The 25673-nt window shown below is 73.6% G+C and carries 29 protein-coding genes and 1 pseudogene; 17 read left to right on the top strand and 13 right to left on the bottom strand.

Annotation, left to right across the window (positions count from 1 at the left end):
• Positions 1–41 precede the first annotated feature (41 nt).
• The 3 genes from M1O15_RS18290 (at position 42) to M1O15_RS18280 (ending at position 2360) form a co-directional block, all read left to right on the top strand.
• Positions 42–827, top strand: a complete 786-nt coding sequence (locus tag M1O15_RS18290; RefSeq protein WP_248635004.1) for a 3-keto-5-aminohexanoate cleavage protein — start codon at positions 42–44, stop codon at positions 825–827.
• Positions 828–910: 83 nt separating this feature from the next.
• A complete protein-coding gene (locus M1O15_RS18285; protein ID WP_248635003.1) occupies positions 911–1549 on the top strand; it encodes a TOPRIM nucleotidyl transferase/hydrolase domain-containing protein in 639 nt (212 codons plus the stop codon).
• A gap of 85 nt (positions 1550–1634) precedes the next feature.
• The gene (locus tag M1O15_RS18280) at positions 1635–2360 is read left to right on the top strand and encodes a VOC family protein (protein WP_248635002.1); all 726 of its coding nucleotides are present in this window, start codon (positions 1635–1637) and stop codon (positions 2358–2360) included.
• 30 nt (positions 2361–2390) lie between these two features.
• On the opposite strand, the gene M1O15_RS18275 is transcribed toward M1O15_RS18280, so the two are convergent.
• Positions 2391–3248 (bottom strand): phosphotransferase, encoded by an 858-nt coding sequence (locus M1O15_RS18275; RefSeq protein ID WP_248635001.1) that lies wholly within the window; start codon positions 3246–3248, stop codon positions 2391–2393.
• 442 nt (positions 3249–3690) lie between these two features.
• On the opposite strand from M1O15_RS18275, the gene M1O15_RS18270 reads away from it, so the two are divergent.
• Positions 3691–5016 (top strand): NsdA family TPR-like regulatory protein, encoded by a 1326-nt coding sequence (locus M1O15_RS18270; RefSeq protein ID WP_248635000.1) that lies wholly within the window; start codon positions 3691–3693, stop codon positions 5014–5016.
• Positions 5017–5127: 111 nt separating this feature from the next.
• Here M1O15_RS18270 and M1O15_RS18265 read toward each other — a convergent pair whose 3' ends face one another.
• The gene (locus M1O15_RS18265; protein WP_248634999.1) at positions 5128–5751 is read right to left on the bottom strand and encodes a TetR/AcrR family transcriptional regulator; all 624 of its coding nucleotides are present in this window, start codon (positions 5749–5751) and stop codon (positions 5128–5130) included.
• 105 nt (positions 5752–5856) lie between these two features.
• On the opposite strand from M1O15_RS18265, the gene M1O15_RS18260 reads away from it, so the two are divergent.
• Positions 5857–6891: an aldo/keto reductase gene (locus M1O15_RS18260; RefSeq protein ID WP_248634998.1), complete on the top strand. Its 1035-nt coding sequence runs from the start codon at positions 5857–5859 to the stop codon at positions 6889–6891.
• An 80-nt stretch (positions 6892–6971) separates the two neighbouring features.
• On the opposite strand, the gene soxR is transcribed toward M1O15_RS18260, so the two are convergent.
• Positions 6972–7457, bottom strand: coding sequence for a redox-sensitive transcriptional activator SoxR (gene soxR / locus M1O15_RS18255; protein WP_308282362.1), 486 nt, complete (start codon positions 7455–7457; stop codon positions 6972–6974).
• Between the two features lie 116 nt (positions 7458–7573).
• Between soxR and M1O15_RS18250 the strand changes: the two genes are divergently transcribed.
• Positions 7574–8035, top strand: a complete 462-nt coding sequence (locus tag M1O15_RS18250; RefSeq protein ID WP_248634996.1) for a MaoC family dehydratase — start codon at positions 7574–7576, stop codon at positions 8033–8035.
• Between the two features lie 60 nt (positions 8036–8095).
• Here M1O15_RS18250 and M1O15_RS18245 read toward each other — a convergent pair whose 3' ends face one another.
• The 4 genes from M1O15_RS18245 to M1O15_RS18230 form a co-directional block, all read right to left on the bottom strand.
• Positions 8096–8722: a TetR/AcrR family transcriptional regulator gene (locus M1O15_RS18245; protein WP_248635087.1), complete on the bottom strand. Its 627-nt coding sequence runs from the start codon at positions 8720–8722 to the stop codon at positions 8096–8098.
• A gap of 76 nt (positions 8723–8798) precedes the next feature.
• The gene (locus M1O15_RS18240) at positions 8799–9086 is read right to left on the bottom strand and encodes a YiaA/YiaB family inner membrane protein (RefSeq protein ID WP_248634995.1); all 288 of its coding nucleotides are present in this window, start codon (positions 9084–9086) and stop codon (positions 8799–8801) included.
• A gap of 71 nt (positions 9087–9157) precedes the next feature.
• A complete protein-coding gene (locus M1O15_RS18235; protein ID WP_248634994.1) occupies positions 9158–10411 on the bottom strand; it encodes an SLC13 family permease in 1254 nt (417 codons plus the stop codon).
• A 57-nt stretch (positions 10412–10468) separates the two neighbouring features.
• Positions 10469–11620, bottom strand: a complete 1152-nt coding sequence (locus M1O15_RS18230) for an acyl-CoA dehydrogenase family protein (protein ID WP_248634993.1) — start codon at positions 11618–11620, stop codon at positions 10469–10471.
• Between the two features lie 106 nt (positions 11621–11726).
• Here M1O15_RS18230 and M1O15_RS18225 point away from each other — a divergent pair, with 106 nt between their 5' ends.
• The 4 genes and pseudogenes from M1O15_RS18225 to M1O15_RS18210 all read left to right on the top strand — a co-directional run bounded on the left by M1O15_RS18225 (position 11727) and on the right by M1O15_RS18210 (position 14640).
• Positions 11727–12464 carry a TetR/AcrR family transcriptional regulator gene (locus M1O15_RS18225; RefSeq protein ID WP_248634992.1) on the top strand — a complete coding sequence of 246 codons (738 nt, stop codon included), beginning with the start codon at positions 11727–11729 and terminating at the stop codon, positions 12462–12464.
• 111 nt (positions 12465–12575) lie between these two features.
• Positions 12576–13091, top strand: a pseudogene (locus M1O15_RS18220) (CAP domain-containing protein); the annotation flags it as partial.
• 218 nt (positions 13092–13309) lie between these two features.
• The gene (locus M1O15_RS18215; protein WP_248635086.1) at positions 13310–14227 is read left to right on the top strand and encodes an NADP-dependent oxidoreductase; all 918 of its coding nucleotides are present in this window, start codon (positions 13310–13312) and stop codon (positions 14225–14227) included.
• Positions 14228–14304: 77 nt separating this feature from the next.
• Positions 14305–14640, top strand: a complete 336-nt coding sequence (locus M1O15_RS18210) for a DUF3072 domain-containing protein (protein WP_248634991.1) — start codon at positions 14305–14307, stop codon at positions 14638–14640.
• 150 nt (positions 14641–14790) lie between these two features.
• Here the strand turns inward: M1O15_RS18210 and M1O15_RS31470 are convergent, their stop codons facing one another.
• On the bottom strand, positions 14791–15402 hold the full coding sequence (locus M1O15_RS31470; protein ID WP_282576905.1) for a YflT domain-containing protein: 612 nt from the start codon (positions 15400–15402) through the stop codon (positions 14791–14793).
• A 171-nt stretch (positions 15403–15573) separates the two neighbouring features.
• On the opposite strand from M1O15_RS31470, the gene M1O15_RS18200 reads away from it, so the two are divergent.
• Both M1O15_RS18200 and M1O15_RS18195 read left to right on the top strand, forming a co-directional pair.
• Positions 15574–16125, top strand: a complete 552-nt coding sequence (locus tag M1O15_RS18200; protein WP_248634990.1) for a gluconokinase — start codon at positions 15574–15576, stop codon at positions 16123–16125.
• A gap of 49 nt (positions 16126–16174) precedes the next feature.
• The gene (locus M1O15_RS18195; protein ID WP_248634989.1) at positions 16175–16609 is read left to right on the top strand and encodes a VOC family protein; all 435 of its coding nucleotides are present in this window, start codon (positions 16175–16177) and stop codon (positions 16607–16609) included.
• Positions 16610–16873: 264 nt separating this feature from the next.
• Here M1O15_RS18195 and ppk2 read toward each other — a convergent pair whose 3' ends face one another.
• Both ppk2 and M1O15_RS18185 read right to left on the bottom strand, forming a co-directional pair.
• Positions 16874–17860 (bottom strand): polyphosphate kinase 2, encoded by a 987-nt coding sequence (gene ppk2 / locus M1O15_RS18190; protein ID WP_248634988.1) that lies wholly within the window; start codon positions 17858–17860, stop codon positions 16874–16876.
• Positions 17861–18078: 218 nt separating this feature from the next.
• A complete protein-coding gene (locus tag M1O15_RS18185) occupies positions 18079–18495 on the bottom strand; it encodes a hypothetical protein (protein WP_248634987.1) in 417 nt (138 codons plus the stop codon).
• A 179-nt stretch (positions 18496–18674) separates the two neighbouring features.
• On the opposite strand from M1O15_RS18185, the gene M1O15_RS18180 reads away from it, so the two are divergent.
• On the top strand, positions 18675–18944 hold the full coding sequence (locus tag M1O15_RS18180; protein ID WP_248634986.1) for a DUF1876 domain-containing protein: 270 nt from the start codon (positions 18675–18677) through the stop codon (positions 18942–18944).
• Between the two features lie 33 nt (positions 18945–18977).
• On the opposite strand, the gene M1O15_RS18175 is transcribed toward M1O15_RS18180, so the two are convergent.
• The gene (locus tag M1O15_RS18175; protein WP_248634985.1) at positions 18978–19379 is read right to left on the bottom strand and encodes a ChaB family protein; all 402 of its coding nucleotides are present in this window, start codon (positions 19377–19379) and stop codon (positions 18978–18980) included.
• Positions 19380–19575: 196 nt separating this feature from the next.
• Here M1O15_RS18175 and M1O15_RS18170 point away from each other — a divergent pair, with 196 nt between their 5' ends.
• From M1O15_RS18170 to M1O15_RS18160, 3 genes are all read left to right on the top strand, one after another.
• The gene (locus M1O15_RS18170) at positions 19576–20025 is read left to right on the top strand and encodes an SRPBCC family protein (protein ID WP_248634984.1); all 450 of its coding nucleotides are present in this window, start codon (positions 19576–19578) and stop codon (positions 20023–20025) included.
• Between the two features lie 259 nt (positions 20026–20284).
• Entirely contained in the window at positions 20285–20728 is a 444-nt protein-coding gene (locus M1O15_RS18165) for a DUF6153 family protein (protein ID WP_248634983.1), read from the top strand.
• Positions 20729–20851: 123 nt separating this feature from the next.
• Positions 20852–21547 carry a DUF305 domain-containing protein gene (locus M1O15_RS18160; RefSeq protein ID WP_248634982.1) on the top strand — a complete coding sequence of 232 codons (696 nt, stop codon included), beginning with the start codon at positions 20852–20854 and terminating at the stop codon, positions 21545–21547.
• Between the two features lie 62 nt (positions 21548–21609).
• On the opposite strand, the gene M1O15_RS18155 is transcribed toward M1O15_RS18160, so the two are convergent.
• Both M1O15_RS18155 and M1O15_RS18150 read right to left on the bottom strand, forming a co-directional pair.
• Positions 21610–22611, bottom strand: coding sequence for an ABC-2 transporter permease (locus M1O15_RS18155; RefSeq protein ID WP_248635085.1), 1002 nt, complete (start codon positions 22609–22611; stop codon positions 21610–21612).
• Positions 22612–22841: 230 nt separating this feature from the next.
• Complete coding sequence (locus tag M1O15_RS18150) at positions 22842–24158, bottom strand: DUF6777 domain-containing protein (RefSeq protein ID WP_372499502.1); 1317 nt, start codon at positions 24156–24158, stop codon at positions 22842–22844.
• 180 nt (positions 24159–24338) lie between these two features.
• Here M1O15_RS18150 and M1O15_RS18145 point away from each other — a divergent pair, with 180 nt between their 5' ends.
• Positions 24339–25673 (top strand): streptophobe family protein, encoded by a 1335-nt coding sequence (locus M1O15_RS18145; RefSeq protein ID WP_372499501.1) that lies wholly within the window; start codon positions 24339–24341, stop codon positions 25671–25673.

Here is a 25673-nt window from a genome sequence, read left to right as displayed (position 1 = left end):
CACCGGCCCCGTTGTCAGTGGCGGCTGCCACCATCGAGGACATGAACGGGATCGTGAACCAGCATGCGGCCGGGCCCGCCGGCCGGGGTCTCCTCCAGGTCTGCCTGAACGGCGCCCGGACCGCCGGGGAGTCGGCCGCCGTGCCGATGACCCCGGAGGCGATGGCCCGGTCGGCCGCGCGGGCGGTCGCCGCCGGTGCCGCGGAGGTGCATGTGCACCCCAAGACGCCCTGCGGCCAGGACAGTGTGTCCGGCCGGCTGGTCGCCGAGACGGTGGAGGCGATACGGGCGGCGGCCGTGGGCGTGCCGGTCGGCGTCACCACCGGCGCCTGGGCGGAGCCCGATCCGGTGCGGCGGGTGGAGCGGGTCCGCTCCTGGACGGTGCTGCCCGACCTGGCCTCGGTCAACTGGCATGAGCCCGGCGCCGAGGAAGTCGCCGCGGCGCTGCTGGAGCGCGGGGTGGCGGTGGAGGCCGGCCTCTGGTCGGGCACGCCCGGTGCGCGGTTGTTCGCCGCCTCACCGCTGGCGCCCCGGGTGGCGCGGGTGCTGGCCGAGGTGACGGACACCGACCCCGCCACGGCACCGCGCACCGCCCGGGCCCTGCTGGAGGAGGCCGCGCCGCCTGCGGGTGTGCCGGTGCTGCTGCACGGCGAGGACGGCGGCGCCTGGCCGGTGCTGCGGCTGGCGCTCGATCTCGGCCTGGACACCCGGATCGGCCTGGAGGACACCCTGCTGCTCCCGGACGGCACCCCGGCCGCCTCCAACGCCGAGCTGGTGACGGCGGCCGCGCACCTACGGGCAGAGGCGGAGCACCCACCAGCCGAGTAGCCGCCACCAGGCAGCCACCCCAGCACCGCCCCCTGCCGTAAAACCCCGTGCCCTCCCGCCGCCGGACGTGCAGACTCCCGTCCATGGCGCAAACACGACCCTCCCCCGCGGGGACGGTGGCACTACGGGACGCGGTCGCCGACTGGGCGTCCGGCGGCCCCGGTGGACCCGCCCGCGAGCTGGCCGTGGAGCACGGGGTGCGGACGGCCGTGCTGCTGGAGGGACGGAGCGACCTCGCCGCCGTGGAGGCGCTGGCCGCCCGGCGCGGCCGGGACCTGGCCGCCGAGGGGGTGTGCGTGGTGCCGATGGGCGGGGCCATGAGTGTCGGCCGCTACGCCGGACTCCTCGGGCCGCCCGGCCTCGGCCTGCGCCTCACGGGCCTCTGCGACGAGCGGGAACGGGGCTACTACGAGCGCGCCCTGACCCGGGCCGGAGCACCCTCGGACCCCTTCTTCGTCTGCGTGGCGGACCTGGAGGACGAACTCATCCGCGCCCTGGGCCCCGCCCGGGTCGAGGACATCATCCGGACCGCCGGCGACCTCCGCGCCTGGACGACGTTCCAGAGCCAGCCCGCCCACCGGGGCCGCCCCCCGGAGCAGCAACTGCGCCGTTTCCTCGGCACCAAGAAGGGCCGCAAGATCCGCTACGGCCGCCTCCTGGTCGACGCCCTCCACCCCGACCACACCCCCTCCCCCCTCAACGACCTCTTCACCACCCTCTGACCCCCACCCCACCGCATCCCACCACCCCACCGCCCCATCCCATCCCGCCCCGCCCCGTCCCGCCCCACACCGGAGATATCCGAACATGCCCCCTCGCCTTGACGCACTCCGCTTCGACGCACACGATCCCCTCGCCCTCGCCCGCTTCTGGGGCGGGGTGCTGGGCCGGGAGGCGGCCGGCGACTCCCTGGACGGCGCCGCGGAGCTGCTGCCCGCAGAGGACACCGGCTTCCGGCTCCGTTTCACTCCCTCCGAGGACCCGAAGTGGGGCCAGAACCGCAGCCACTTCGACCTGACCAGTTCCTCCTCCGGCGACCAAGAGGCGACCGTGGCGAGGGCCCTGGAGCTGGGCGCCCGGCACATCGACATCGGCCAACGGCCCGAGGAGGGCCATGTGGTGCTCGCCGACCCCGAGGGCAACGAGTTCTGCGTGATCCCGGCGGGCAACACGTTCCTCGCCGACTGCGGTCTCATCGGGGCGCTCGCCTGCGACGGTTCCCACGCGGTCGGGTACTTCTGGAGCAAGGCGCTGGAGTGGCCGCTGGTCTGGGACCAGGACGAGGAGACCGCGATCCAGTCCCCGCACGGCGGCACGAAGATCACCTGGGGCGGTCCCCCGCTGCTGCCGAGGCACGGGCGGGACCGGCTGCGCTTCGACCTGGCCGTCCCCAGCCACGGCGACCAGCAGGCCGAGGTCGAGCGCCTTCTCTCCCTCGGAGCGACCCGCACGGCCTCCGCCCCGGACGAGCACGGCGCGGTGGTGCTGGCCGACCCCGACGGCAACGAGTTCCGCCTGCTCCCGCCCCGCTGACCCCCCGCCTCCTACCTCGCATCGGCAGAGTCACGTGTCCCTCAAGCCGCGACTACGGGCCGCCCGGGGCTCGGTGCGCGGATACTCCAGCAGCACGGAAAAGCGCCGGTTGCTGTGGCTCGCCGCTTGCTCTCCGACCCGCGCCGACCACTGCCGACACGTCGCGTCCACGTAAGCCTTCACGGCTCTCGGATCGGCCGTCTTCCACGCGTCGAAGCCACCCAACCAGGCAAGAGCATCTTCGTCCGGCTGGTCCGCCTCCATGAGCCGCACGGCCGTATTCGCCATGTCCACCCATGCGGGGCCGACGGCAGGCATGGCCCAATCCACGACGTAGGCGTTGTTCCCGACGCCGGGAACCATGATGTTGTGTGGGTTGGTATCCGTGTGCAGGATGTTGGTGCCGTCGAGCAGGACGGCTTCCTTCTCGCTGAGAAATCCCGTGAAGCGCTCAGCCAGCATGGGTGGCCGGTAGTCGGCGCGCGCAAGGCTCAGCACCGTGAATCGGCGCGCCATCCAGTTGAGCGTGAACGCCACAGGCCCGAGATCCTTCGTACCGGGCGAGAAGTCCACATGCCTGCCGTCCACATGGATGAAGGCGAGGCAGTACCACCCGGCCATCTCGAACCGGTGCCGAATCCACGGGCTCACGCCTGCCACGGTCCGATTGAGGGATTCCTCAGCACGCGTGGCCATGACCCCCTCGGGGTCATCAAGCCGCACCCCCTTGAAGAAAAGGCGCCCGTTCCCGGCGGTCGTGATGATGAATGCCGCCGGGCTGTTGAGACCCTTACTCACCTGCTCTGCGGAGAGCACCTTCCCGGTGTGTTCTTCCACTGCCGTGCGAAGTTCGGTCGGCAGCTCTTCCCACGTGACACGCTCGCTCATGACCCCTCAGTAGGCCGGGGGGGCCGAGTTTCCCCGGCCCCGGTGATCAGTCTTCTCCTAGCCCTGCGTGGCACCGCACTTGCGGCACCGGGTCTTCCCGGACCAGCCCACCCACTCGTGGTCGCAGTCTGCCATCTGAGGTTCCTTCCACTCGATCTTCCTGGCACGTGCAACCCGCCCGGGGTACTCGACCTGTCCAGGGTCTCGATCCCCGGGCGGGGGCTTGGGTGCCCGACAGCGGAGGGCGGCCACGCGGTCCTTACGCCTTAACCCACCACGTGTGCTGGTCTCACAGGTGGGCTCGTGGTCCATGTCAGTGCCTTCCGCTCCGCCGCGGTGTCCTGCTCGCACTAGGCAACCGCTCGACCACGCACAGCGGTACTGTTGGAAGAGGGGCAGGACTTAAGACCTTTAAGCCTTCAACGCACGGGAGTTGAGTCCAGTGACGGTACGACAGCCGAACGCCGGACTTGAGCGGCTGTACCGCGAGAGCGGTTGGACGCTGCGGCAGTTCGCTCAAGAGGTCAACCGCTTAGGGACGGAGCGCGGAACGCCTCTGCGGTACCGAGAGCCTTCGGTGCACCAGTGGCTGAACGGACACCTGCCAAAGGAGTCCGTCCGGCCGCTGGTTCTAGAAGTGTTCGCCCGGCGACTGCTCCGGCCGATCACGTACGCCGAGGCAGGATTCCCGCTGCCTCCGGAGGAGTCCAGCAGCCATCCGACCACCGCGGAAGGGCTGGTCGACCTGGGGAGGCAGGACATGGATCCCTCACGCCGTAGCGTCCTGAATGCGGGACTATTCTCCGTGGCCCTTACCGTTCCTCACTGGCCGGACGTCATCGGACGCATGGAGGCGGTTCAAACCGGAAAAACGCAGCGCATTGGGACGGCCGACGTGAACATGGTCATCGCCATGACGGAGCGTGTTTCCGAATTGGACGATCAATTCGGAGGTCGGCACGCTCGCCCGATGGCTGCTGCGTTCCTCGTCAATACCGTTGCGCCCTACCTGAAGGCTGAAGCCCCCGACCCGGTCCGCAAAGCGATGATGGCTGCCGCATCGGACCTTTGTTATCTGACTGGCTATATGGCGGTAGATGAAGGAGTTCACGGACTAGCACAAAGGTATTACCTGAAGGCGCTTGAACTCGCCGGGGCCGCCGAGGACCACCTGACCTACTGCACCACTCTTCGGGGTATGAGCGTGCAGTCAGTGGACCTGGGCCACGGGCGGCACGCAATGCGACTCGCTGACGCCGCAGCGGCGGCATCGCCCCAAGCGGGACCACGCATGCGGGCATTCCTCGCCGGTCAACAAGCACACGCCAGCGCCCAACTGGGCGATCGGCACGCTTCCCTCATGTATCTACGCGAGGCCGAAACAGCCATAGAAAAGGCGGAATCACGCTCAAAGACGTTTGGCTCTTACAACTCTTCAACCCTCGCTTACCACATCGCTCAAGTCCGGTATGAACTCGGCGACGTCTCCGGCAGTGTGGAATCGCTCGAATCGCACTTTCGCCTTCGAGATACCAGCGATAGCAGAAGGTCAGCAATTCGTTTCAGCTTCATGCTCGCCGAACGGCAGTTGAGAATAGGGCACCTTGAAGCGGCTTGTGCGACTTGGCGGAAGGCCCTGAGTGAGGTTCCCACCATCCATTCCGGACGAGTGGATGAGCAGGTTGCACAAATTCCATCCCTTTTGCGCCCATATCGAACAAACTTGGCGGCACGTGATATCTACGACCGCGTCAAAGAGGTCTCCTAGCTACGGGCTGACGCTTCGCCGTCGCCCACGCATGGTTATGGGAATTGGTCAATCATCGTCGCAGTGCGGAATCACAGCACGCACCAGGGATGCGCAGTCCGTAGGCGCGCTCTAAGCCCCCCGCCCGAAGGCGCCCGCGCGGGCGGCGGCTGCGGTGGCGGTGGCGGCGCGGTCGGCGGCGGCCTCGTCCAGCGGGAGGTCTGTGGTCAGCAGGCGGTAGTAGAGCGGGGCGGAGGCCGCGCGGATCACCTCGTACGGATCGGTGTCCTCCGGCACCTCGCCGCGGGCCGCGGCCTGCCGGACGCACGGCGCCCACTCCTTCACGCGGACCGCGTAGAAGCCGTGCAGGGCCTCGGCCGCCTTCGGGTCGCAGGTGGCGGCCGCGATCACCGCCTTGAACAGGGCCCCCTGCCGCGGGTCGGCCAACGTCCGCTGCACCAGGCGGGCGTTGGCCGTCAGGTCGCCGAGGAGCGAGCCCGTCTCCGTGCGCGGCACGGACTGCTGTGCCATGTCCAGCAGCAGATCGGTCACCAGGCCGGTGGCCGTCCCCCAGCGGCGGTAGACGGTCGTCTTGCCGACTCCGGCGCGGCGTGCGACGTCGGCGAGGTCCAGATGGGCGAAGCCGTGCTCCGCCAGGACGTCACCCGCGGCCTCCAGGACCGCCGCCCGCACCCGCGCCGTGCGCCCTCCGGGCCGGGTGGTGCCCGGCTCCGTCTCGTGCCCCTCGGACTCCATAACGGGACTCCCGTTCCGTTAGTTGCTGATCTTTGCTACGTTGAGGGCATCTTAACGGGACCACACGCCCATTAGTGGGTGGGTCGGGTCGAGAGGGGATTCGCCATGGAGTACAGGCAGCTGGGCGCGTCAGGGCTTCGGGTTCCGGCGCTGAGTTTCGGCGCCGGGACGTTCGGCGGGCAGGGTCCGCTCTTCGGAGCCTGGGGCAGCACCGGCGTGGAGGAGGCGCGCCGCCTGGTGGACATCTGCCTGGAGGCCGGGATCACCATGTTCGACACGGCCGACGTCTACTCCGGCGGCGCCTCGGAGGAGGTGCTGGGGGCCGCCCTCAAGGGCCGGCGGGACCAGGTGATCATCTCCACCAAGGCGGGTCTGCCCATGGGCGACGGCCCCCGGGACGCCGGCACCTCGCGCTCCCGGCTGATCTCTTCGGTGGACGGCGCCCTGCGCCGGCTCGGCACCGACTACATCGACCTGTTCCAGTTGCACGCCTACGACGCCCGGACCCCCGTCAAGGAGGTGCTGTCCACCCTGGACGACCTGGTCCGGGCCGGGAAGATCCGCCACCTCGGCGTCTCCAACTTCTCCGGCTGGCAGGCGATGAAGTCCCTCGCCACCGCCGAGCGGCGCGGCCGGGAGCGCTATGTCGCCCACCAGGTCTACTACTCCCTCATCGGCCGCGACTACGAATGGGAGCTGATGCCGCTCGGGCTCGACCAGGGGCTCGGCGCGATCGTCTGGAGCCCGCTCGGCTGGGGACGGCTGACCGGCAGGATCCGCCGGGGCGACCCGCTGCCGGCCGACAGCAGGCTGCACGACACCGCCGACTACGGCCCGCCCGTCGAGGACGAGCACCTCTACCGGGTGGTCGACGCGCTGGACGGGATCGCCGAGGAGACCGGCAGGGCCGTGCCGCAGATCGCCCTGCGCTGGCTGCTGCAGCGCCCCACCGTGGCCTCGGTCATCATCGGCGCCCGCAACGAGAAGCAGCTGCGCCAGAACCTCGGGGCCGTGGGCTGGACCCTCACCCCCGACCAGATGGCCCGGCTCGACGCCGCCAGCCGCCGGCCGGCCCCCTACCCGTACTTCCCGTACGAGCGCCAGGAGGGTTTCGCCCGGCTGAACCCCCCGATGGTCTAGGGCTCCCGCGCCGATTCGGTGCGCCGCCGCCCCGGCACTGCGGTCCGGCGGCCGTCCGGGGCCGCGGGCCGGCCCGGACGTCAGGGCTCGGTTCGGGGCTGCGGTTCGGCCAGGCGCTCGGGGAGGAGGCGGGAGCCGGCCATCCGGGTGCCGAGGACGTCGTCCGGGTTGGACAGCACGCAGGTCTCCAGGGACAGGCAGCCGCAGCCGATGCAGTCCGTCAGATGGTCGCGCAGCCGGCTCAGCCGGGTGATCCGCTCGTCCAGCTCGCCGCGCCAGCGCTCGGAGAGGCGGGCCCAGTCCTCGCGGGTGGGGGTGCGCTCCTCGGGGAGCGCGGCCAGGGCGTCGCGGATGGTGGCGAGCGGGATGCCCACCCGCTGGGCGGCGCGGACGAAGGCGACCCGGCGCAGCGCGTCCCGGCCGTAGCGGCGCTGGTTGCCACTGGTGCGGCGGCTGGTGATCAGGCCCTTGGCCTCGTAGAAGTGGAGGGCGGAGACGGCCGCTCCGCTGCGCGCGGAGAGCTGGCCCACGGTCAGTTCCTGGATCTTCTCTGGCATCTGCGGCACTCCGCGAAGCCTAGCGGCCCGGCCGTTGACACGGGCCTTCCGGCCGGACGATGCTGAGCAAGCGCTTAGACAGCGAGAGGCACCACCATCGAGACGGGGAACCGGGAGCGGGAACCATGGCAGAGCCGAGGGTCTTCACATCCGTCGACGAGCTGCGGGCGGCGGTGGGCGAGCAGTTGGGGTACAGCGACTGGGTGGAGGTCGGGCAGGAGCGCATCGACCGGTTCGCCGAGGCCACCGGGGACCACCAGTGGATCCATGTGGACCCGGAGAAGGCCGCGACCGGGCCGTTCGGGACGACGATCGCGCACGGGTATCTGACGCTGTCGCTGCTCCCGTTGTTCACGCCGCAGATCATGCGGGTGGAGAAGACGCGGATGGGTGTCAACTACGGCGCCAACAAGGTGCGTTTCCCGGCACCGGTGCCGGTGGGGTCGCGGTTGCGGGCGACGGCGGAGGTCCGGAGTGTCGAGGAGGCGGGCGGCGGGGTGCAGGTGACGGCGCTGGTGACGGTGGAGCGGGAGGGCGGCGAGAAGCCGGTCTGCGTGGCGGAGTCGGTGTCCCGCTTCTACTTCTGACCGGTGAGGGGGCTCCTCCCCGCGGCCGGTGCGGGGGGGGCGTCTCCCTGCGGGGGGCTGCTACTTCGGGCCGGCGCCGACCATGCGGAGCACCAGGTCGGCGTAGAGGGCGCCGACCTCGTCGGGGGTGCGGCGTCCGGCGGAGTCGAACCAGCGGGCCACGTCGATGCAGAGCGACAGCACGGCGAGGGTGGTGCCGGGGATGTCCGGGACGTCGAACTCGCCGGAGGCGACGCCCTCGTTGATGATCCGCCGTACCGCTGCGTCGCTGCGGCGGCGCAGGGCCACGATCTCGGTGCGGTGCTCGGCGCCGAGGGCGTCCAGTTCGTACTGGACGACCCGGGCCGTGGTGTGCCGTTCGGCGTGCCAGCGGACGAAGGACCGTACGGCGGCGGTGAGCCGTTCGGCGGCGGTGCCGGGGCCGTCGGCGGCGGTCTGGAGGATCTCCAGGGCCTTGTCGTGGCCGATGGCGGAGATCCGGTGGAGCAGCTCTTCCTTGGTCTTGTAGTGGATGTAGAGGGCGGCCGGGCTCATCCCGGCCCGTCCGGCGATGTCGCGGGTGGTGGTCGCGTGGTAGCCCCGTTCGGCGAAGGCGTCCACGGCGGCGACCAGCAGTCGCCGGGCCGCCTCCGGGGTGACCTCGCCCCACGGCGTGTCGTCGCCGGGGGTCTGCTCCGCCGCACTCATCCGCTTCGCTCCCTCGCTGGCACCACCGGACAGGACGAACACCATACCCCGAGGGTGAGCAAGCGCTTAGGCTCGGTCAGAGCTTCTGGAAGGGGTCGTGTTCGGCGAGCAGCTTCTCCAGGCGGGCCTGGTCGACGCGGCTGGTGATCTGCCCGGCCTCCTGGCGGTCGCGGACCACCTTGGCGAGGGTGAAGGCGGAGGTCGTGAGGTAGAGGACGGCGATGCCGAGGAAGGCGCGGACCCAGGCGTCGGCCTCCATCCTGACGATGCCGACGGTCACGGCGGCCACGGCGAGGGCGAACGAGGCGACGGCCTGTCCGTAGTAGGCGGCGGTGTTCTGCTGCTTGACCGGTGTGTCACTCATGGCCCGAGCATGCGGGGAGGAAGGCGGCCGGGGCATCCGGTGGCGTACTCAGCGGCTGGTGGGGGCGGTACTCAGGTCCCGATGAGCCGTAGGCCGGCCCAGAGCGCGCAGGTGGCGGCGGCCAGGGCCAGCGGGGTGGTGAGCAGTCCGAGCCGGGTGAACTCGCCGAGCCGGACCTCGTACGCGTGGCGGTGGGCGACGCGGCGCCAGAGCAGGGTGGCGAGCGAGCCGGCGTAGGTGAGGTTGGGGCCGATGTTGACGCCGAGGAGTACGGCGAGCAGGGTGCCGGTGCCCAGCGGGGCCGCCACCGGGATCAGGGCGAGCACGGCCGGCAGGTTGTTGATCACGTTGGCGAGCAGGGCCGCGACGGTGGCCGCGGCCAGCAGCGCGGGCAGTGAGCCGCCGGCGGGCAGCAGGCGGTCCAGCAGGTCGCCGAGGCCGTGGTCCACCACGGCGCGGACCACGATGCCGAGCGCCAGTACGAAGAGGAGGAACGGTACGGCGGCGGCGTTGAGGAGGGTGCGGGGGGTGGTGGTGCGGTGGGCCAGCGCGCGTACGCCCAGGACCAGCGCCCCGGCTGCGGCGGCCCAGGCCGGTTCGATGCCGAAGGCCGAGGCCACCGCGAAGCCGGCGAGGGTGGCGGCCACGGTGACCAGGGCGAAGAGCGGCATCGGCGGCGGCGCCTCCGGTTCGCCGGGGGCGGGTGCGGCCAGGTCGGCGGCGAAGAACCGCCGGAAGACGGCGTACTCGATCGCGATGGCCACCAGCCAGGGCGCCGCCATCAGCGCGGCGAACCGGGTGAAGGTCAGTCCGGTGGCGGCGAAGGCGAGCAGGTTGGTGAGGTTGGAGACCGGCAGCAGGGTCGAGGCGGTGTTGGAGAGGTGGGCGGTGGCGTAGACGTGCGGGGCGGGCGGGGCGCCCATCCGGGCGGCGGTGGCGAAGACGACCGGGGTGAGCAGCACGACGGTGGCGTCCAGGCTGAGCGCGGCGGTGACGGTGGAGGCGAGGGCGAAGACCGCGCCGAGGAGGCGGCCGGGGCGTCCGTGCGCCCAGCGGGCCGTCCACGCCCCGCAGGCGCGGAACAGCCCTTCGTCGGCGCAGAGCCGGGCCAGGACGAGGACGGCCGCCAGGAAGCCGATGACCGGGCCGAGCCGTTCTGCTTCCTCCCCGGCGTGCTCCAGGGGTACGGCGCCGGCGGCGATGACGAGTACGGCGGCGGGGACCGCGAAGACCGCCTCGGGCAGTCCGCGCGGGCGCAGCACGGCGCCTCCGAGTACCAGGGCGAGCGCGGCGACGGACAGCAGGGCGAGGAGCACGGCGCCCATGATCCCCCGCGGCCGGCCGGTCCGCCGACCGGGGGCGTGTCGGGGTGTCCGGCGGGGTCAGAAGGCGGAGACGCCGGTCAGGGCGCGGCCGATGATGAGCTTCTGGATCTGGCTGGTGCCCTCGTACAGGGTCATCACCCGGGCGTCGCGGAGCAGTTTGCCGACCGGGTACTCGTCGATGTAGCCGTAGCCGCCGAAGACCTGGAGGGCGTTGTTCGCGCAGCGCACGGCGGCCTCGGAGGCGAAGAGCTTGGCCTGGGAGGCGGCGGTGGCGAACTCCCGGCCCCGGTCCACCAGGTCGGCCACCCGCCAGGTGAGCAGCCGGGCCGCGTCCACGTCCACGGCGATGTCGGTGAGCAGTTCCTGCACCAGCTGGTACGAGGCGATGGGCTTGCCGAACTGCTCGCGCTCCCCCGCGTAGCCGACCGCCGCGTCCAGGGCGGCCTGGGCGATGCCGACGCAGCCGGCGGCGACCGACATCCGGCCCTTGGCCAGGGCGGACATGGCGACCGAGAAGCCCTTGCCGCGCGGGCCGAGCATGGCCGAGTCGGGCACCCGGACGCCGTCGAGGACCAGTTCGGCGGTCGCCTGTCCGCGGAGCCCGAGCTTGCCGTGCACGGGGCGGCGGGTGAGCCCGGGGCTGTCGGCCGGGACGAGGAAGGCGGAGACGCCCTTGGGGCCGGGGGTGTCCTCGGTGCGGGCGAAGAGGAGGACGACATCGGCCCAGGTGCCGTTGGTGATGAACATCTTGGTGCCGGTGAGCAGCCAGCCGTCCCCGTCCCGGACGGCCCGGGTGGTGAGGTGGCCGGCGTCCGAGCCGGTGCCGGGCTCGGTGAGGCCGAAGCAGCCGAGGGCCTCCCCCGAGGCGAGCCGGGGCAGCCAGGACTGCTTCTGGTCCTCGTCGCCCCAGGTGGCGATGGTCTTGGCGACCAGGCCGAGGGAGACCGAGACGATCCCGCGCACCGAGGAGTCCCCGCGCCCGAGCTCCTCGGTGACCAGGCAGTAGGCGAGGTGGTCGCCGCCGCTGCCGCCGTACTCCTCCGGGAGGGTGAGGCCGAGGAAGCCGAGCGCGCCGAGCTTGCGGATGATGGACCGGTCGACGTTCTCGGCGCGGTCCCACTCGGCCGCGTACGGGGTGACCTCCCGTCGGACGAACTCCTCGGCGAGCCGCCGGACGGCCGTCTGCTCCTCGCTCAGCTCCAGGTCCACGGCGACGGCTTCCCTTCGATGACGGTGATCGGTAGGTCCCGACGGTGATCGGGACACGAAAACTACCGGTGCTAGTTTTTTAGCGGCGGGGCCTACTATGTGCCGCATGGCCCGACCGCGCAAGCCCCTGCTGAGCACCGAACGGATCGTCGCGACGGCGGCGGCGCTGGTGGACGCGGAGGGGGTGGAGGCGGTCTCCACCCGGCGGCTGGCCGCGGAGCTCGGGGTCAGCGGGCCGTCGCTGTACAACCACTTCCGCACCAAGGACGAGATCCTGGAGGCGGTCGCCGACGCGGTGAGCGCGCGGATCGACCTGTCGATGTTCGCGGAGGACGATCCGCGGGACTGGCGGACCGCGCTGCACGACTGGGCCGTCTCCTACCGGGCCGCACTGGCCGACCATCCGCAGGTGGTGCCGCTGCTGGCCCGCGGGCCCGGTCGGCGCCCGGCCGGGCTGCGGGTGGCCGACGCGGTGTTCGGCGCGATGGTCCGGGCCGGCTGGCCGCCCGCCCAGGCCACCTCGATCGGCGCGCTGATGCGGTACTTCGTCACCGGTTCGGCGCTGGGCTCGTTCGCCCGCGGCTTCGTGGACGACGAGGCCGCCTACGACCCGGCCGACTACCCGCACCTCGGCCAGGCCCATCTGCTCGCCGAGCGGCAGCGGAAGGTGGACGAGGGGGCGTTCGAGACGGGGCTCGCGGCGCTGCTGGACGGGCTGGCGGTACGGTACGCGGCCCAGGTGAGCCAGGGCTCCGGCGACGCGTCCGGTCGGGGTACGGAGACGGGGGCGGGCGGTATGGGGGCGGGAGCGGCCGGTACGGAGGCGGGCGGTACGGGGGCGTAGGCGGCGGGGGGGGGGGGGGGGGGGGGGGGGGGGGGGGGAGGGGGGGGGGGGGGGGGGGGGGGGGGGGGGAGGGGGGGGGGGGGGGGGGGGGGGTGCGGGGGGGGGGGGCCCGGGGGGGGGGCGGCCCCCCCCCCCCCCCCGCCCGGCCCCGCCCCCCCCCCCCCCCCGCCCCCCCCCCCCCCCCCCCCCCCCCCCCGGCCCCCCCCCTCGCAGCCGCGGCCCGCCGATCCGCCCGCCCCCACCGGGTCCTTCGGGCAGCAGGTGACCGCACTGGTCAACACCGAGCGGCAGCGCAGCGGCTGCGGGCCGGTCAGCCAGAACGGGCAACTGGACACCGCGGCCCAGCGCCACTCCGAGGACATGGCCGCCCGCGGCTACTTCGACCACACCTCGCCCGACGGCACCGACCCCGGCGACCGGATCACCGCCGCCGGCTACCGCTGGAGCACCTACGGCGAGAACATCGCGCGCGGCCAGCAGACCCCGGCCTCGGTGATGGACTCCTGGATGAACAGCCCCGGCCACCGCGCCAACATCCTCAACTGCTCCTTCAAGGAGATCGGCATCGGCAAGCACGACGGCTCCGGCGGCCCCTGGTGGACCCAGGTCTTCGGCGCGGCCATGTGACACCCCCGCAGCCCCCCTCTGCCCGCCCCGGTGAGCGTGCCCGTCAGCTGACCCCCGGCCATCGGCGCGGTTCCGCCCGGTGGACCGGGCCGGCGGCCCCCCGGCTGGTCCCGGCCGGCCGGTTTCGAAGCCCCGCGATCCGATCACCCGTAGAGGACGGTGACCGACCGACGACGAAAGGCGCGGACATGACCGAGGCGACCAGCGAGGACACGACCATGCGGGCCATGGCCTACGACCGGTTCGGCGGCACCGAGGTGCTGTCGGCCACCCGGCGGCCGCAGCCCAAGGTCGGACCGGGCGAGGTGCTGGTCCGGGTGCGGGCCGCCTCGGTCAACCCGGTCGACTGGAAGCTCATGGCCGGCGGGCTGAAGGACCTGATGGACACCGTCTTCCCGGTGGTCCCGGGCTGGGACGTGGCGGGCGTGGTCGAGCGGACCGGGATCGACGTGCCGGAGTTCTCCGCCGGGGACGAGGTGGTCGCCTACGCCCGCAAGGACTACGTGCACGGCGGCACCTTCGCCGAGCTGGTCACCGTCCCTGTGCGGTGCCTGGCGCGCAAGCCGTCCTCGCTCTCCTGGGAGGAGGCCGCCGGCCTCCCGCTGGCCGGCCTCACCGCGTACCAGACCCTCACCCGCCTGGGCACCGGCGAGGGGGACACCGTGCTGGTGCACAACGCCTCCGGCGGCGTCGGCACCTTCGCGGTGCAGATCGCCCGCGCGCTGGGCGCCCGGGTCATCGGCACCGCCTCCGAGGCCAACCACGACCGGCTGCGGCACTTCGGCGCCGAGCCGGTCGCCTACGGGGACGGGCTCCCCGACCGGGTGCGCGAGCTGGCCCCCGGCGGGGCGGACGTGGTCGCCGACTTCGTGGGCGGGGTCCTGGACGACACCCTCGCCGTGCTCGCCGAGGGCGGCCGGCACGCGTCCATCGCCGACGACTCGGTGACCGGCGCGGGCGGCCAGTGGATCTGGGTACGCCCGGACGGCGGCGACCTGGCCGAACTGGGCGCCCTCGCCGACGCGGGCAAGCTCACCGTCCCGGTGGCCGAGGTCTTCCCGCTGGACCGGCTCGCCGAGGCCTTCGAGCTCAGCCAGAAGGGCCATGTCCACGGCAAGATCATCGTGCGGCCCTGACTGGATCCCGTCCGTCCCTTTTCGCGCTCCTGCCCCGGGGAGGGGTGGTGATCGGCGCCCGGGGTAGTCGGGGGTGCATGAACGCGACCGACCCCCATGACCAGGCCCCCGGCCAGAACCCGGGCCAGAACCCCGTACAGAATGGCGGACAGGCCCCCGGCCAGGACGCCGGACAGGACCCGAACAAGGACGTCGACGACTGGGTCACCGGTGGCGAGCCCGCCACCGGACCGCAGCTCAGCTACCTGCACACGCTCGCCCGGGAGGCCGGCGAAGAGCTGCCGTCGGACCTCACCAAGGCCCAGGCGTCCCAGATGATCGACCGCCTCCAGCAGGCCTCCCCGCGCACGGGTGGCGGCGGTACCGGCGGTGCCGGAACCTCCGGGCCGCCCGACGGCCCCGGCCAGGGCTGACCCGGTGGACGCTCCTCCGAGCACAGGACCGGCACGGCGCTGAAACGAGCCGCGGGCGCCGCGTCCCGCCGCAGGGGCAAGCGGAGCGGTGTCCCCCGGCCCCGTACCACCGGGGCCGGGGGACACCGCCCGTCCAGGGGGGCCGACGCGCTACGCCGGTGCGCCGCCGGAGCCGCCCGGGCCGGGCTTGTCCAGCGGTCCGGGCGTCCCGCCCGCCCCCGGGGCCGAGCCGGGAGCCGACGCCCCCGGGGTCGCACCGCCGGCGGCCGGGCCCGCCCCGCGCAGGATCTCCCGGGCCCGCTCGGCCTGCCCGCCGCGTGCGATCACGTCGTACTTCGAGGCCACCAGGCGCTGGGTGGAGGAGAAGTCCCGCCGCCCACCGGTCGCCGCGTGGCCCACGAAGCCGAACACCGCGCCCCACAGCGCGCCGATCAGCACACCGCCCAGGATGAGGCCGAGCCAGGTCGGCCCCGGGGTGAACAGCCCCACCAGCAGGCCGATGAACAGGCCGAACCACGCGCCGCTCGCGGCACCCGCGCCGGCCGCCCGGCCCTTGGTGAGCCGCCCGGTGACATGCTCGACCAGCCGCAGCCCCGAGCCCACGATGTCGATGTTCTCGACCGGGAACATCTCGTCCGACAGCCGGTCCACCGCGGCCTGCGCCTCCTCGTAGGAGTCGTAGCTGCCGACGGTGTTCCACGCGTCGCTGACGGGGTTGCGGGCTCCGCGCTCGACGGGTGCCCCGGGACCGATGGATGCCATACCGGCCCTCCTTCCGCTGTCCTGTGTGTCCTACCGGTGCGCGCCGCCCACCCCGCCGCGTACGCGCCTGTCTCCACTCTTGGCCACCGGACGGCTCTCCGCCTCCGGACGCGTCGCACCCGGCCGAGGGGAGAGCGGTTCCGCCGGCGGCCCGACGGGTACCCGCCGGCCATGGCAGACGAACAAGCCGTCCCGCTGGTCGCCGTCATCGGCGTCTCAGGATCGGGCAAGTCCACCGTCGGAACCGCCCTCGCCCGGGCGCTGGACGTGCCGTACGCGGAGGGGGACGACTTCCATCCCGCCCGCAACGTGGCGAAGATGCGCGCCGGGGTGCCGCTCACCGACGAGGACCGCCTGCCGTGGCTGCACGCGATCGCCGACTGGCTGGCCGGCCATACGCGGACGGGCGGCGTAGTCGCCTGCTCGGCACTGCGGCGCGGCTACCGCGACCTGCTGGTGGCCGCCGCCCCGTACCTCTTCCTCGTCCATCTGCACGGCTCCGCCGAGCTGATCGCCGCCCGGATGGCCCAGCGGCAGGGGCACTTCATGCCGCCGGCGCTGCTGCGGTCCCAGCTCGACACCCTGGAGCCGCTCCAGCACGACGAGCAGGGCGCGGTGGTGCCGGTGGACGGCACCCCGGAGGACACCGCCGCCCTGGCGATCGCCGCCGTACGGGCGCATCTGCTGCCGGACGCCGCCCGCCGGCCGCCCATCGGACTGTGACCCCCCTCCCCGATCTCTGTGACGATGTCGCCACGGAAAGGGGCTCATCATGACAAAGCGACTCAATCCCTATCTGAGCTTCGACGGCAACGCCCGGCAGGCCATGCAGTTCTACCAGCGGGTCTTCGGGGGTGAGCTGACCCTCGGCACCTTCGGTGAGATCGGCGGTGAGTTGGGCGACGCCCCGCCCGGCACCGAGGACAAGATCATGCACGCCATGCTGGAGGTGCCGGGCGTCCTCACCCTGATGGGCGCGGACACCCCGCCCGGGGTGGAGTACCGGCCGGGCAACACCATGGCCGTCTGCCTCAGCGGCGACGACGCCACCGCGCTGCGCGGCTGGTGGGAGGGGGTCTCCGGCGACGGCGGTACCGTCGCCGTACCGCTGGAGACGCAGATGTGGGGCGACGAGTTCGGTATGTGCGTCGACCGCTTCGGCGTGATGTGGATGGTCAACATCGCGGGACCGGGCAACCCCGCCTGAGCCGCCTGCCCCCGGGCCCCGGACCGCACCGGTTCGGGGCCCCGGGGCCTGTCTGCGTGCGCGATCGGGCGGTAGCGCTTGCCCTGGCGTCATCACCCGTACAACGTCACGCCACGACCGACCGCGAAGCCCCCCACCGCTCCGCCCGTGTCGCGGCCACCAGGACCTCTTCCTGCGCGGCTTCACCGGCGAGGTGCACCGTGCTGCGCATCCTGGCCCGCCGCCACCGCAGCGGACGGATGACGGCGGGGCCGGTACGGCGGGCTACCCGGCCGCGCCCGAGTGCTCGGGCGGGTGGGCACCCGGGCCGTCGGCGGCCGGTGCCAGCGGGGTGGGGGAGAGGGCGGTGCTCTCCTCGCCCGGCTCCAGCAGGGTGTCGGCGGCGCCCACGATCAGCGGGTCCGGCTCGCCGACCGCCTTGACGTCCTTGCTCGGGTAGTCGAAGCGGGACAGCAGCGAGCGCATCGCCTCCAGCCGGCCGCGCTTCTTGTCGTTGCTCTTCACCACCGTCCACGGCGCCTCGGTGGTGTCGGTGGCCCGGAACATGTCCACCTTGGCGGTGGTGTACTCGTCCCACAGGTCCAGCGAGGCGAGGTCGGTAGGCGACAGCTTCCACTGGCGCACCGGATCGACCTGCCGTATCGCGAACCGGGTCCGCTGCTCCCGCCGGGACACCGAGAACCAGAACTTCACCAGCAGCACGCCGTCCTCGACCAGCATCCGCTCGAAGGCCGGGCACTGGCGCAGGAACAGCCCGTACTCCTCCTCGGTGCAGAAGTCCATGACCCGCTCCACCCCGGCCCGGTTGTACCAGGAGCGGTCGAAGAACACGATCTCCCCGGCGGCCGGCAGGTGGGCCACATACCGCTGGAAGTACCACTGGGTGGCCTCCCGCTCGGTCGGCTTCTCCAGGGCCACCACCCGGGCACCGCGGGGGTTCAGCCGCTCGGTGAACCGCTGGATGGTGCCGCCCTTGCCGGCCGCGTCCCGCCCCTCGCAGATCACCACCAGCCGCTGCCCGGTGTCCTTGACCCACCGCTGGAGCTTCAGCATCTCGATCTGCAGCACCCGCTTGGCCAGGTCGTACTCCCGGCGCCGCACCTTGCGGTCGTACGGGTAGTTCTCCCGCCAGGTCTGGATCGGCTCCCCGTCCTCGTCGAGCAGCACCGGCTGCTCGGGCCGGCTGGTGTCCACGGTCAGCCCGTGGAGCAGCAGTTCCGCCTCGTCCTCTTCGGCCGGCCGTTCGTCCATGGTCCGTCCCACCACCCGTCCTCGCGCCTCCCACCCAGCGTACGTACGCCCGCCTGCCCGGGCTGGGCGGGAGGAATCCCGGTCACGCGGACCGGTTGCGGGGACGGTTCACGCGGACGGGATGGCGGGCGGTGTACGCGGACGGGGTGGCGGACGGTGTCCGCGGACCGGTTGCGCGATCCGGTACGGGCAGGGCCGGGCCCACCGGCCGCACCGGCCTACCGGGCGTGCTGCGGACCGGCGCCCACGGCCGCCGGAGGACCGCCGAGCCGGCCCACCGGGTGCCCGGGGTGCTCGGCCGCCGCACCGGCCGACGGCAGCACCGGCGCGCCGCCGGCCCCGGCGACCCCGGCCGGTGCCGCGGACGGCCCGGTGGGACCCGCGCCCACCGTGCGCGGCCCCTCCGCCATCCGGCCGCCGCCCCGGTCCTCCGGGGCGGCGGCCACCGACGACCAGGTGCGCAACCGGTGGCTGACGGCGTCGTCCAGGCTCACCGGGGCGCCCCGCTGCTCGGCCAGCCGGCTCGCCTCCCGGCCGAGGGCCGCGATGTCGTCCCAGCGCAGCCGGAGCACCACCGCCACCTCCGCGCCGCCGTCCGGCAGACCCCGCACCACCCGCTCGTCCCGCTCCGTCATGGCCCCACTCCCGTCGCCGTCCGTGCCTTCCCGCCCGGGCCGCGGCCGCGCCCCGGGCGGATCGGTCACTGGTACGGAGCCCGGAGGCCGGCCGTTCAGCCCCGGGTGCCCGGGCGGCGGCCTCCACCCGGCGGGTGCACGCTGGGAGGAGGGGACGCGACGACCGGGAGGTGGCGAGGATGCAGACGATCGTCGGATGGCATGTGGACGTCGAGTTCACCGAGGAGGCCGGCAAGACCCGGGCGGCCTGCCTGGTGCGGCTGCCGGACGGCACCGAGATGCGGGCGCACGGACATGCCCGCCGGCACCCGGACGACCGGGAGCAGCAGCGGATCGGCGAGGAGATCGCCGCCGCACGCTGCCTCAACGAGCTCTCCCGCACCCTGATGCGCAAGGCCGGCGGCGAGATCGAGGAGGAGACGCACATCCCCGCGCACCTTGCCATGTGACGACCGCCGCCCCTCTCGCGGGGTGGTGACGGCTCAGGACCGCGCCCTGCGGGTCGCCGAGCGGTTGGCCTTCTCGACCGCGGCGGCCAGTTCGGCCTTGGACATCCGCGAACGGCCCTCCACCCCCAGGCGCTTGGCCAGCTCGTACAGATGGCCCTTGGAGGCGTTCTCGTCGGTGCCGCCGCCGCTGTGCCCGCCCGTCCCGCGGGGCGTGGCGGCCAGTTCGTCGGACGGCCCCTTGCGACCGCCCTCCTTGCGCTCCCAGTGGTCGCCCACCTTCTCGTAGCTGTGCTTGAGGGCGCTGTACGCGACCCGGTGCGCCCGCTCGCCCTCGCCGTACTGCTCCACGGCCGAGTCGTGCGCCGCGATCCAGGTGCGCCGCGCGCCCTGCTCGGACCGCCGCAGCGTCGAGGGGAGTTCCTGCTCTCCCGGCATCCTCGTCACCTCCGCGAAACGCGCCCCGTCCGGCCGGACGCGGGACAGAGGGCGGCGGACGAGTGTCCCGATCCGGGCCGAACAAACAGGGCCATAGAGGCGGTTGCCGGGGGCACAAGGACTGCCGGCAGGGACCGACGCGGTCGCCGCCGGCGTACGGCCGGAGGCAGTCGGGCCCGGAAAGGACACGCCACACATGTCGAAGGTCGAGGAGTCCGTCGAGGTCCGCGTCCCGGTGCGCACCGCCTACAACCAGTGGACGCAGTTCGAGTCCTTCCCCGAGTTCATGGAGGGTGTGGAGCGCATCGAGCAGCGCTCGGACACCCTGACGCACTGGGTGACCAAGGTGGACGGGGCCGTGCGCGAGTTCGACGCCGAGATCACCGAGCAGATCCCGGACGAGCGGGTCGCCTGGACCACCGTCGCGGGCGAGGCGCGGCAGGCCGGCGTGGTGACCTTCCACCGGATCGACGACACCACCACCAAGATCATGCTCCAGATGGACTTCGAGCCGGACGGCTTGAAGGAGACCGTCGGGGACAAGCTCGGCGTGGTCAAGCGGCAGGTCATCGGTGATCTGAAGCGGTTCAAGGGGTTCATCGAGTCCCGTGGCGCCGAGAGCGGCTCCTGGCGCGGCGAGGTCTGATCCGCCGGGGCGAGTCCACTCCCGAGGACCGGCGACAGAGCCGGCGCGAGGACCGGACGGGTGACATCGGACCCCCTCCGGGTGCCGCCTGCGCCCTCCCGGCGCCTCCTCGCGGCAGACTCGCTCTGTTAACTCCAAGCGCCCCACCACCTCTCGGGGCTGCTGGCCACGGCCCCCGGACGGGCGGTAACCGTCCGGGGGCCGCCGCTGTGCCGGCCGCCGGACGGCGCACCCGGCTCCACCCTTACGATGGGTCACCATGAGCCCTGGCCACCGCATCCGCCCCGTACGCCCCGCGGCGTACCGGCTGCTGCTGGTGCTGGCCGTGCTCGCCGGGGTGGTGGCCATGCACGGGCTGGCCCCCGGCCCGCTCACCATGGGCGTCACCGCAGCACCCGCCGCCCACAGCGGACACCATGGCTCCGAGCGGCCTTCCGGGACCGCCCGGACGGCCGCCGAGCATGTGGCCGGCGACCACTGCGACCATCTCGCCGCCCCCGGTGGCGGCCACCGCGGCCACCTGGAGCACGCCGACCCGACCTGTGCGGCGAGCGGCGTCTCCACCGCCCCCGTGCCCGCGCCCCTGGCGCCCGGCACGGTCGAGGCGGCCACCGCCGAAGTCCCGCGCGCCCAGCTCTCCGCCGCCACGGCGACCGACCGGGCGCCACCGGATCTGGCCCGCCTCCAACTCCTGCGCATATAGGCCCGCCCGCACGGCGCCCTCCCCGAACAGGGCTACGCCGTGCCTCCGAGCCTGTTCACCCGTCATCGCGGCCCGCCACGGCCCTCGGCCGGGCCCGCCGCACGCGCAAGGAGTCGCACCACCATGACCGCACGTCCCTTCCGCCGTACCCTTCCGCCCACCGCCCGCGCCCGCCGGGCCGCGGGGGCGGCCGCCGCCCTCACCGCCGCCGCCCTGCTGCTGGCCGGCTGCGGCGGCGCGGACTCCACCGGCTCCACCGGCCACTCCGGCCATGGCGCCACTTCCACCCCGGCCCCTTCCGCCTCCGCCTCCGCGTCCTCTTCCGCGGACCCGGGGAAGGGGGCCCGCAACGCCGCCGACACCGCGTTCGCGCAGGGGATGATCCCGCACCACCGCCAGGCGATCGCCATGGCGGAGCTGGCCCGCGACCGGGCCGGATCGGCCGAGGTCAAGGCGCTGGCCGCCGCCATCGACAAGGAGCAGGGCCCGGAGATCGCCACCCTGACCGGCTGGCTGACCGCCTGGGGTGAGCGGGTGCCCGCCGAGGAGCCCGGCGGCCACGGCGGCCACGAGGGCGGCCACGCCATGGCCGGGATGATGAGCGGGGCCGAGATGGACCGGCTGGAGCGCGCCTCCGGCCAGGCCTTCGACCGGGCCTTCCTGGAGCTGATGGTCCGGCACCACCAGGGCGCGGTGGAGATGGCCCGCACCGAGCTCGCCGAGGGCGTCCACCGGCCGGCCAGGAAGCTGGCCGAGTCCGTCGTCGCCTCGCAGAGCGCCGAGATCACCCGGATGCGGAAGCTGCTCGCCGAGGGCTGACCGGCCCGGGGCCCGACCCCGCCGGCTCCGCCGCCGGTGGAGTCGGGCCCCGCGGTCTCACCTCACAGCGCCGCGTGCGCCCCGCCCCGGTCGCGGCCGCCGGGGTGGCGGTGGCGCCAGAACCAGAACACCGCGGAGGACAGCAGCGCCCATCCGGCCAGCACCGCGAACGGGAAGAGGTGCTGGTGGCCCCCGAAGTAGACCGCCGTGTGCTGGGCGTTGATCGAGGCCCCCGGCGGCAGCCACTGGCCGATGTGCCCGAGCACCGAGGGCAGCAGCGGCCAGGAGACCGCGCCGCCGGACGAGGGGTTGCCCAGCAGCACCATCAGCCCCCAGGTCGGCAGCATCGCCCACCGGCCGATCAGGGTGTTGAACATCGAGAAGACCATCCCGGAGGTGAACATCGTCAGCGCCAGGATCAGCCAGGACTCCACGAACGGCAGGTCCAGCGCGCCCAGCAGCCAGTCCACGGTCGCGGCGATCGCGAACCCGCCGAGCAGCGCGTACAGCGCGGTGAAGGCGATCCGCTCGGCCGGGTTGAGCGGCCGGGCGTGCACACTGAGCTGGATCGCGCCGACGAAGCCGATGATCACCGCGGCGAGCGAGATGTAGAACAGCGCCAGCCCCCGGGGATCACCCTTCTGCAGCGGCTTGACGTCCGCCACCCGCACCGGCACCCCGGTGGCCTTCCCCACGGTCAGCGCGGACTGGGCCAGCAGCTGCGCCACCGACGAACCCGAGGCGCCGGCCACATCGAAGCCGACCCCGCCCCCGTGCGGCCGTACCGTCAGGATGGCGAACACCCGCTGCTCGTTGACCGCCTCCAGGGCCTGGGCCCGGTTCCGGTAGGGGCGCAGGGTCAGCGAGGAGTTGAGGGCCTTCTCCATCCCGCCGGTGAACGCCTCGCCGGCCGGGGAGTCCGCCGGTCCGACCACGGCGGTCGGGATGTGCCGGGGGGTGGGGTTGGCCATCGTGTACGTGTACGAGCCGGCGAACAGCGCTGCGGCCAGGGCCAGGATGAACACCAGCACCGTGGCGGGCAGGAAGGGCGACCGCTTGAACATCGCCCAGGTGTCCGCGCGGGTCGGCGGGCGTCCATGGGCGCCGTGCGGCGGATGCCCGTCCTCGTGGGCAGGCTCCTCCCCGCCCCTTCCTCCCCGTTCGGGGTGCTCGGTCTCCTCGGTCGGCCTGTGGTCATGCATGTCGGACATGATCACAGGCTAATCCGACGATATGCCGCGAACGGTGTGGAACGCGCAGCTCAGCGGTGGTGATGCCGCCCCGGCGGGTCCGGTCAGGGCGCCGAGGGCGGTGGGACCGGCTCCTGGGACGGCGGGGCCTCCGGTGAGCCGTCGCCGGGCGGCGGGCCGGTGGTGGTGTCCCCGGGCGGCGGCTCGGTCCCGGTCGCCGGCCCCCGGGTGTCGGTGTCCGGCGGCGGCTCGGGGGCCTGGGAGGTGCCCGGATCGGCCGGCGACTCCGGCTCGGGCTGCTCCGGCGGTACGGAGGTGGGCGGCCCGGTCTCGGTCGCGGGCGAGGTCGTCGGCGCCGTCGTCCCGTCCGTCGGCTCGGTGGCCGGGGGAGTGGTGGGCCGGTCTCGGTCGGCGTTGGAGTCGCCCGTCTCGCGGGTCATCCAGCCGCCGGTCCCGGTGTCCACGATGACGAACTTCTCCACCGGTTTCGGCGCCGGCTTGACCACCACCGTGCGGGACAGCGAGTACCCCGGCCAGGGAGTGCCCACCGTACGGGGGGCCTTCCCGGTCACCACCGGATCGCCCAGTGGGTTGCCGCAGGCGCAGCGCACCCGCGGCGCGCCCCGGTCGTCCACCAGCACCGCCGTACCGGCCTGGAGCACCGCCTGGTACGGGCGCGCGGCGCCGTCCCGGTAGCCGTGGTTGGTCACCCAGGTGTCGGCGCGCAGCATCAGCGGCGAGAGCGAGCGGAGGTAGTCGGGCACATCGCCCGGGCGGATGCGCAGCGCCCCGGCGAACGCCTTGTTCTTGGCCGGCTCGGCCGTCAGATAGGTGATCTGCCGCTCCACATCGCAGCTCGCCCGGTTGCGGGTGCCGCCGTACAGCCCGGGCCGCGAGCCCTCGTACTGCCGGATCGTGCCGTTCCCGGACGGCGCGGGCGAGGAGGGGGCCGGCGTGCTCGGCGAGGCGGAGGCGGCGGCCTTCCCGGCGGTGGAGGGGGTGAAGGGATCGGGTCCGGTGGCGGCCGCCGGCTGGAGCCGGATGGTCTCCTGCCCGCCGCTCGCCTCGCCTCCGCCGCCGTTTCCTCCGGAGCGGGTGAGGACGAACGCCAGCACCACCGCCGCGACCACCACGGCGGCGATCGCCGCGAGCACCGGAACCGAGCGCCACCGGGGCGGCCTGCCGCCGGGGCCGCCCGGGGCGGGGGCCGCACCGCCTCCCCCGCCGGAGCCCCCCGGTCCGCCGGAGCCGCCGGAGCCGCCGGAGGGGCCCGACGGGCCGGACGGCGGACCGCCCGGGCGGGTCTCACCCGAGGCGGGCGGAGGTCCGGGCGGTCTCCCGGGTGAGCCCGACATGGGCCCCCGGGGCGGGCCCGTGGGGCGGTCCGAAGGCGCGTCGGAAGGCACGTGTGCCCCTTTCATCCGTAACGCGCTCATTGTCCGTCCGAAACCGGCCCGCCCCGCAACCGGAGATCCGCAGCCTGCCCCTCGCGCGCCTGGGGCCCGCGCGGAAGCCCGTCGCACCACGGCGGTGGGTTGGGGCGTGCCCCGGTGGGACGCGGTCGGCGGGCGGGTCCGGCACGGGCTGCTTACGGTGGCGGGGTGAGCCGACAGGTACCTTCCGCGCCCGCCCGGCCGGGCGGGGCACGCCGAGCCCTCCCGGTCGTGGGCGGCGCCCTGCTCACCGTGCTCGCCCCGCTCGCCGCCATGGCCGTACTCGCCGCGCTCGGCCTCTGGGCGGCCGGCGCCTCCGAACTCCCCGCGGGGGCGTTCCCGCATGTGGTGGCCGCCGTGGTGCTGATCGCCGCGGGCGGCTCGGTCGACGTCTCCGGACAGGCCGGGGAACTCGCCGACACCGACGCCGATCTCACGCTGATGCCGCTGTCGGTGACCCTGGCCGGCGCCCTCGTCGCCGGTGCCTGCTTCCTCCGCCCGCTGCGCCACCGCGCCGTCGCCGGGGCCGGCGAACTCCTCGGCCGGACCGCCCTCACCGCCGTCCTCTGGATCGTCGCCCTCGCGGTGCTCGGCACCTTCGCCCGGCACACCTTCCAGGTGGCCCAGCCCGACTCGCCCGTGGACATCATCACCGGACTGCTGGACGCCGCCCCTACGGTCGGCTTCCGCCCCGACACCGGCCCCACCCTGCTCTACGGCCTGCTGTGGCTGCTCGGCGTGCTCCTGATCGCCCTGCTGGTGTCCCGGGCGGCCGCGCTCCCCGCCGCCCTGCTCCGCTTCCAGGAGGCCGTCCGCCCGGCCGCCTCCGCGATGCTGCTCCTGCTCCTCGCCTATGTGGTGGTGGGCCTGGCCGCCGGGCTGGTGGTGGCCGCGACCAAGGGGCACCCGGCCGAGACCTTCGCGGTGCTGCTGCTCGGCCTGCCCAACGTCGTCTGGCTCGCCCTGGGCCTCGGCATCGGCGCCTCCTGGGAAGGCCGGGTCCAGGGGCCGTTCGGGCTGCCGATGCCGCAGGCCCTCGACGCGGTGCTGCGCGGCGAGGAGACCACCACCCTGGACGTGGCCTCGCTCGCCCAGCAGGACGGCCGCGCCTGGTGGCTCATCCCGGTGGCCGCGGTGCTGCTGATCGCCGCCGCCTTCACCATGGCGGCCCGCTCCGCCCCGTCCACCCGGCCCTGGCAGCATGCCCTCCGCTTCGGTGCCGCCTTCGCCCTCACCCTGCTGGTGGTCATCCCCCTGACCCGGGTGGTCGCCCGGCTGGGCCTCTCGGTGCTCGGCGTCATCGAACTCGACGAACTGGGCGGCCAGGTGCTGCTCCAACCGCGGCTGTGGGCCGCGGTGGGGCTCGGGCTGCTCTGGGGCCTGGTCGCCGGCCTCCTCGGCGGGCTGCTGGCCTCCCGCACCCGCCACCACGGCGCCGTCCCACCCGGGCGGGAGCGGGACGGCGAAGGCGGCGCCCACCGCCGGCGGCCCGGAGCCCTCTGA

The sequence above is a fragment of the Streptomyces lichenis genome (assembly GCF_023218175.1).
Classification (GTDB): Bacteria; Actinomycetota; Actinomycetes; order Streptomycetales; family Streptomycetaceae; genus Streptomyces; species Streptomyces lichenis.
This window is presented reverse-complemented; position numbering and strand designations above follow the sequence as displayed.

Coding starts and splice junctions, on each gene's coding strand:
- M1O15_RS18290 (WP_248635004.1), top strand. CDS start 42: ATGAACGGGATCGTGAACCAGCATGCGGCCGGGCCCGCCGGCCGGGGT.
- M1O15_RS18285 (WP_248635003.1), top strand. CDS start 911: ATGGCGCAAACACGACCCTCCCCCGCGGGGACGGTGGCACTACGGGAC.
- M1O15_RS18280 (WP_248635002.1), top strand. CDS start 1,635: ATGCCCCCTCGCCTTGACGCACTCCGCTTCGACGCACACGATCCCCTC.
- M1O15_RS18275 (WP_248635001.1), bottom strand. CDS start 3,248: ATGAGCGAGCGTGTCACGTGGGAAGAGCTGCCGACCGAACTTCGCACG.
- M1O15_RS18265 (WP_248634999.1), bottom strand. CDS start 5,751: ATGGAGTCCGAGGGGCACGAGACGGAGCCGGGCACCACCCGGCCCGGA.
- M1O15_RS18260 (WP_248634998.1), top strand. CDS start 5,857: ATGGAGTACAGGCAGCTGGGCGCGTCAGGGCTTCGGGTTCCGGCGCTG.
- M1O15_RS18250 (WP_248634996.1), top strand. CDS start 7,574: ATGGCAGAGCCGAGGGTCTTCACATCCGTCGACGAGCTGCGGGCGGCG.
- M1O15_RS18245 (WP_248635087.1), bottom strand. CDS start 8,722: ATGAGTGCGGCGGAGCAGACCCCCGGCGACGACACGCCGTGGGGCGAG.
- M1O15_RS18240 (WP_248634995.1), bottom strand. CDS start 9,086: ATGAGTGACACACCGGTCAAGCAGCAGAACACCGCCGCCTACTACGGA.
- M1O15_RS18235 (WP_248634994.1), bottom strand. CDS start 10,411: ATGGGCGCCGTGCTCCTCGCCCTGCTGTCCGTCGCCGCGCTCGCCCTG.
- M1O15_RS18225 (WP_248634992.1), top strand. CDS start 11,727: ATGGCCCGACCGCGCAAGCCCCTGCTGAGCACCGAACGGATCGTCGCG.
- M1O15_RS18215 (WP_248635086.1), top strand. CDS start 13,310: ATGCGGGCCATGGCCTACGACCGGTTCGGCGGCACCGAGGTGCTGTCG.
- M1O15_RS18210 (WP_248634991.1), top strand. CDS start 14,305: ATGAACGCGACCGACCCCCATGACCAGGCCCCCGGCCAGAACCCGGGC.
- M1O15_RS31470 (WP_282576905.1), bottom strand. CDS start 15,402: ATGGCATCCATCGGTCCCGGGGCACCCGTCGAGCGCGGAGCCCGCAAC.
- M1O15_RS18200 (WP_248634990.1), top strand. CDS start 15,574: ATGGCAGACGAACAAGCCGTCCCGCTGGTCGCCGTCATCGGCGTCTCA.
- M1O15_RS18195 (WP_248634989.1), top strand. CDS start 16,175: ATGACAAAGCGACTCAATCCCTATCTGAGCTTCGACGGCAACGCCCGG.
- ppk2 (WP_248634988.1), bottom strand. CDS start 17,860: ATGGACGAACGGCCGGCCGAAGAGGACGAGGCGGAACTGCTGCTCCAC.
- M1O15_RS18185 (WP_248634987.1), bottom strand. CDS start 18,495: ATGACGGAGCGGGACGAGCGGGTGGTGCGGGGTCTGCCGGACGGCGGC.
- M1O15_RS18180 (WP_248634986.1), top strand. CDS start 18,675: ATGCAGACGATCGTCGGATGGCATGTGGACGTCGAGTTCACCGAGGAG.
- M1O15_RS18175 (WP_248634985.1), bottom strand. CDS start 19,379: ATGCCGGGAGAGCAGGAACTCCCCTCGACGCTGCGGCGGTCCGAGCAG.
- M1O15_RS18170 (WP_248634984.1), top strand. CDS start 19,576: ATGTCGAAGGTCGAGGAGTCCGTCGAGGTCCGCGTCCCGGTGCGCACC.
- M1O15_RS18165 (WP_248634983.1), top strand. CDS start 20,285: ATGAGCCCTGGCCACCGCATCCGCCCCGTACGCCCCGCGGCGTACCGG.
- M1O15_RS18160 (WP_248634982.1), top strand. CDS start 20,852: ATGACCGCACGTCCCTTCCGCCGTACCCTTCCGCCCACCGCCCGCGCC.
- M1O15_RS18155 (WP_248635085.1), bottom strand. CDS start 22,611: ATGTTCAAGCGGTCGCCCTTCCTGCCCGCCACGGTGCTGGTGTTCATC.
- M1O15_RS18150 (WP_372499502.1), bottom strand. CDS start 24,158: ATGAAAGGGGCACACGTGCCTTCCGACGCGCCTTCGGACCGCCCCACG.